6 protein-coding genes are annotated in these 4,642 nt (G+C 72.0%); 4 read left to right on the top strand and 2 right to left on the bottom strand.

Going from position 1 to position 4,642, the window contains the following annotated elements; genetic code table 11:
• Positions 1-344: 344 nt before the first annotated feature.
• From E1200_RS31435 to E1200_RS31425, 3 genes are read left to right on the top strand one after another with little or no spacing between them, the layout of a single operon-like run.
• On the top strand, positions 345-737 hold the full coding sequence (locus tag E1200_RS31435; RefSeq protein ID WP_131955995.1) for a YbaB/EbfC family nucleoid-associated protein: 393 nt from the start codon (positions 345-347) through the stop codon (positions 735-737).
• 29 nt (positions 738-766) lie between these two features.
• Positions 767-1,366, top strand: coding sequence for a recombination mediator RecR (gene recR / locus E1200_RS31430; RefSeq protein ID WP_131955993.1), 600 nt, complete (start codon positions 767-769; stop codon positions 1,364-1,366).
• Complete coding sequence (locus E1200_RS31425; protein WP_131955991.1) at positions 1,359-1,916, top strand: DUF5063 domain-containing protein; 558 nt, start codon at positions 1,359-1,361, stop codon at positions 1,914-1,916. The genes recR and E1200_RS31425 overlap by 8 nt, the downstream gene beginning before the upstream one ends.
• A 215-nt stretch (positions 1,917-2,131) precedes the next feature.
• On the opposite strand, the gene E1200_RS31420 is transcribed toward E1200_RS31425, so the two are convergent.
• The gene (locus E1200_RS31420) at positions 2,132-2,488 is read right to left on the bottom strand and encodes a hypothetical protein (protein ID WP_131955989.1); all 357 of its coding nucleotides are present in this window, start codon (positions 2,486-2,488) and stop codon (positions 2,132-2,134) included.
• Between the two features lie 155 nt (positions 2,489-2,643).
• Positions 2,644-3,138 carry a helix-turn-helix domain-containing protein gene (locus E1200_RS31415; RefSeq protein WP_131955987.1) on the bottom strand — a complete coding sequence of 165 codons (495 nt, stop codon included), beginning with the start codon at positions 3,136-3,138 and terminating at the stop codon, positions 2,644-2,646.
• Positions 3,139-3,229: 91 nt separating this feature from the next.
• Here E1200_RS31415 and E1200_RS31410 point away from each other — a divergent pair.
• Positions 3,230-4,642, top strand: a 1,413-nt coding sequence (locus E1200_RS31410; RefSeq protein ID WP_131955985.1) for an MFS transporter, incomplete at its 3' end; no start/stop codon positions are given.

Below are 4,642 nucleotides of genomic sequence, written 5' to 3'. Positions count from 1 at the left end.
AGCCTCCGCCGCCCCCCGACCCCGGCCCCGTCGACGAGAGCGACGAGGTCGATCCCGAGGGCGACGCGGACGCCGACGGCGTCGACGCGGAGATGACCGGGATGGCGCTCATCCAGCGCGAACTCGGCGGCCAGATCATCCGCGAGATCGACAACTCCGCCGCGACCTAGCGGGCGGCCGCGCCGGCAGGGCCCGGGGGCGCACCGGGGGCCGTACTTACGGGGGAGCGCCGGGAACCCGTAGTCTCGGGGGACGGACGTCCGGTGGCTGGCGGAGCGCCAGAGAGAAGGCCCTCTCGGGGCCGGAAGAGGAAGTGCACCGTGGAACCCGGTGGTCAGCTGAACATGCAGGAACTCCTCCAGCAGGCGCAGGCCATGCAGGAGCAGCTTTTCAACGCGCAGCGCGAGCTCGCGGAGGCCGAGGTGAACGGCACCGCCGGCGGCGGGCTCGTCACCGCGACCGTCAACGGGCAGGGCGAGGTCACGGGGCTGGCGATCGACCCGAAGGTCATCGACGCCGACGACCCGGCCGACACGGCGGAGACCATCGCCGACCTGGTGCTGGCCGCGATCCGCGACGCCGGCCGGGAGGCGCAGCGGCTCCAGCAGGAGAAGATGGGACCGCTCGCCGAAGGTCTCGGCGGCGGAGGCGGCATCCCCGGCCTCGGCGGCGAAGGCGGCGGCGGGCTGCCCGGCGGTTTCCCCGGCCTCGGCGGCGGCTCCGGTCCGGGCGCCTGAACGTCCGGTAGAGAGAAAGGAGGGGTCCGTTGTACGAAGGGGTGGTCCAGAACCTCATCGACGAGCTGGGCAGGCTGCCCGGCGTCGGCCCCAAGAGCGCGCAGCGGATCGCCTTCCACCTCCTCTCCGCCGACCCCGCGGACGTCGAGCGCCTCGGCAAGGCGCTCAAGGAGGTCAAGGACAAGGTCCGCTTCTGCGGGACGTGCGGCAACGTCGCCGAGGAAGAGGAATGCCGGATCTGCCGCGACGCGCGCCGCGACCCCCACGTCATCTGCGTCGTGGAGGAGTCCAAGGACGTCGTCGCGATCGAGAAGACCCGCGAGTTCCGGGGCCGCTACCACGTGCTCGGCGGCGCGATCAGCCCGATCGAGGGCGTCGGCCCCGACGACCTGCGCATCCGTGAGCTGATGCAGCGCCTCGCGGACGGTACGGTGACCGAACTGATCCTTGCCACCGACCCCAACCTGGAGGGCGAGGCGACGGCGACGTACCTCGCCCGGCTCGTCAAACCCATGGGCCTGACCGTCACCCGTCTGGCCAGCGGCCTGCCGGTGGGTGGCGACCTCGAGTACGCCGACGAGGTGACGCTTGGCCGCGCATTCGAAGGACGGAGGCTGCTCGATGTCTGACACCAACAGCCCGCAGGACTGGAACGCCCTCGCCGAACGCGTGGCGTGCCACGTCGACAACTACCTGAGCGGCTTGGAGGCCGTCGCCCGTGGTGACGGCGGCCCCCACACCATCCCGCTGCTCCTCCTGGAGGTGTCGCAGGTCATCCTGGCGGGCGCGCAGCTCGGCGCCAGCGCCGACGTGATCCTGCCCGACAACTGGGAGCCCGAGATCGGCGACGACCCCGATCTCGACGCCGTCCGGCAGGGCCTCCGCGACCGCCTCGTCGCCCTCGACGAGTACGTCGAGGTCTTCGACCCCTACAAGGACACCGAGCCCACCTCGTACCGCCTGTCGGACGACCTGGTCGACGTCGCGAGCGACCTCGTCCACGGGCTGCGCCACTACCAGCAGGACCGTCCCCTCGAAGCCCTCTGGTGGTGGCAGTACTCGTACTTCAACCACTGGGGCAACCACGCCGGCGCGGCCCTGCGCGCCCTGCACGCCTTCGTGGCGAACGCCCGCCTGAACGTGGCCTCGGAAATCGCCCCGGAGGCCGCCACGGCCTAGCCCGCCGCCGCTGCTGCAGGCCGCTGCGAAGAGGAGCGGCCTGGAGCTGTGCGAGCGGCACGGGGCCTGCGCCCGGACCACAAGCCGGACCGGCGAGCGATCGGCCCGGTCGCCCGGGGGCTGCACGCGTCACCGTCTCGGCCGGGACGCCGCAGACCTTGCCGGCGGCGCCCCGAACCCGTGGACGGTGGCCGGGGGTGCGTGGGCTTACCGGGTCAGGCGGTGATGAGGGTGCCGGCGTTCTGGAAGGCGCCGGTCAGTACCCGGCCGACCTCGTCGAGCTTCTTGCGGACCTTCGCGACGCCGACCGCCCCGCCGGACATCCCGGTCGTGGCGAGGCCGAGGTCGACGACGAGGGTGCCGTCCGGCTGCTGGTGGAGGAGCACGCGGTACTTGTAGTGGGTGCCGAACGCGCCGAGGAGCAGCGCCTTGGTGCGCGACCCCTTCTCGATGATGCAGTCCGCGGGGTTCTCCCAGGTGAACCGGAAGCCCTCGCCCTGCAGCACCTGCTCCAGCAGCGGGCGGACCTGCTCGGGCGTGCCCGTGACGTGAAGCTTGACGGAATCGGCCATGACGCTCCTTGCGTGCGGGGGTGCGGATCGAGTGCTCGGCCGTCGAAGCGGCGGCGAAGCGAAGGCTGAGCATATGCCCCTCACCGCCCATGCACCCATGAGTTTCCCCTGATGGGCCTAGCTAGGACGAAACGCCTACCGCCCTCCGGACGGTGTCAGCGCAGCGCGGCGCGGGCCTCGCGGGCGATGGAATCGCGTTCGGCCGCCTCCCGCTCCGCCGCCTCCTTCTCGGCCCGGACGCGGACGTCGTAGGCGGCGCGGGCGGCGGCGATGGCGTTCTGGTGCTGCTCCGTCCAGGTGACGAGCGAGCGGATCGTCTCGTGCAGCGTCGCGCCCATGGGGGTGAGCGCGTAGTCCACGCGCGGCGGGACGGTCGGGTGGACGGTGCGGCTGACCAGCCCGTCCCGCTCCAGGTGCCGCAGCGTCCTGGCGAGCATCCGCTGGCTGATGCCGTCGATCCGGCGGCGCAGTTCGGTGAACCGCAGCGAGCGCTGGTCCAGGAGCGCGATGACGAGCAGCGACCACTTGTCGGCGATGCGGTCGAGGATCTGCCGGACCTCGCAGTCGTTGCGCGTGTCCCACTGCAGGACGGCCTCGTCGGCGGCGGTATCCCCGCAGTAACCAGGGGACGCGAAAGTTCCGTCTTCCATGGTCTCCGATGGTGACTGAGGATGCTGCCGGTAACAAGAGGGAACCGGCGCTCACGAAGAGAACCGGCCCTCTTCGGAGAGGAGCCGGCTCATGTCCACATCCGCTGCGCGCATGGACGGGCGTGCCTGGGCGCAGTTGCTCGTGCTCTGCGGTGCGGTCTTCCTGGAGGGCATCGACGTCGCGATGCTCAACGTCGCGCTGCCGTCGATCCGGGCGGACCTCGGCCTGTCGACCGGGATGCTCAGCGGCGTCATCAGCGCCTTCGTGCTGGGTTACGGCGGTTTCATGCTGCTGGGCGGGCGCACCGGAGATCTGCTCGGCCACCGCCGCGTCTTCCTGTTCTGGCTGGTGGTCTTCCTGCTGTTCTCCGGGCTCGGCGGGTTCGCCGTCAACGGCTGGATGCTGCTGGCCGCCCGGTTCGCGACCGGTGTCGCGGCGGCGTTCCTGGCTCCGGCGGGACTCGCGCTCGTCATCGCCATGTTCCCCGCGGGGCCCGCGCGCACCCGGGCGCTCGGCATCTACGCGGGCACGGCCTCGGGCGGCTACGTGCTCGGTCTCGTCGCCGGCGGGCTGCTCACCACGATCGGCTGGCGCTGGGTGTTCTTCGCGCCGGTCATCATGGCGGCGCTGCTGCTGGCCGCGGCGGTCCCGCTGATCGACGCGCCGGACCCGGCGGGGCGCCGCGGCGGCGCGGGCGGCTTCGACCTCATGGGCGCGTTCAGCATCACCGGCGCGATGATGCTGCTCGTGTACGGGGTCGTCCGGCTGGAGCGTCCCGGCCATGACGTCGCGCTCACCGCGGCCGTCCTCCTGGGCGGCGCGGCGCTCCTCGCGGTGTTCGTCGCGATCGAGAAGCGGGCCGCGCATCCGCTCGTCCGCCTCGGCGTCCTCCGTTCGGCCGCGCTGGTGCGGACGAACCTGAGCGCGATGCTGTTCCTCGGCGCGTTCGCGGGCTTCCAGTTCCTCATGACGCTGTACCTGCAGGAACTGCGCGGCTGGACGACCTGGCAGACCGGCCTTGCCATGCTGGTCGTGGGCATCGACGTCGTCCTCGCGCCGACGCTGACGCCCCGCCTGGTGAACCGCTTCGGGAACGTGCGCGTCCTGCTGGGCGGGCTCGTCCTGGCGGCCGTGGCGTACGGGCTGTTCCTGCCGGTCGGCCTCGACTGGGCCTACACGGTCATGTTCCCGGTCATCGCGCTGCTGGGCCTGGCGTTCGCGCTGGTCTACGGCCCGCTGACGATGGCCGCCACGGAGGGCGTGGACGAGAGCGAGCACGGCGTCGCCGGCGGCCTCTTCTACACCGCGATCCAGTTCGGCATGGCGATCGGCCTGTCCGCGGTGACCGCGGTGAACGTGGCGGCGCTCAGCGGCGGAACACCCGAGGCCGGCCTGGACGCCCTGCGGATCGCGCTGACGGTCCCCGTCGCCGCCGTCCTCGCCGCGGTCCTGATCACGGCGCTCGGTCTGCGCACCCGTTCCCGCCCGGCCGCCGCCCCCGTC

It is taken from the genome of Actinomadura sp. GC306, from assembly GCF_004348665.1.
Classification (GTDB): domain Bacteria; phylum Actinomycetota; class Actinomycetes; order Streptosporangiales; family Streptosporangiaceae; genus Spirillospora.
The sequence above is the reverse complement of the archived record's forward strand: the minus strand, read 5'-3'. Positions and strand labels throughout refer to the sequence as shown.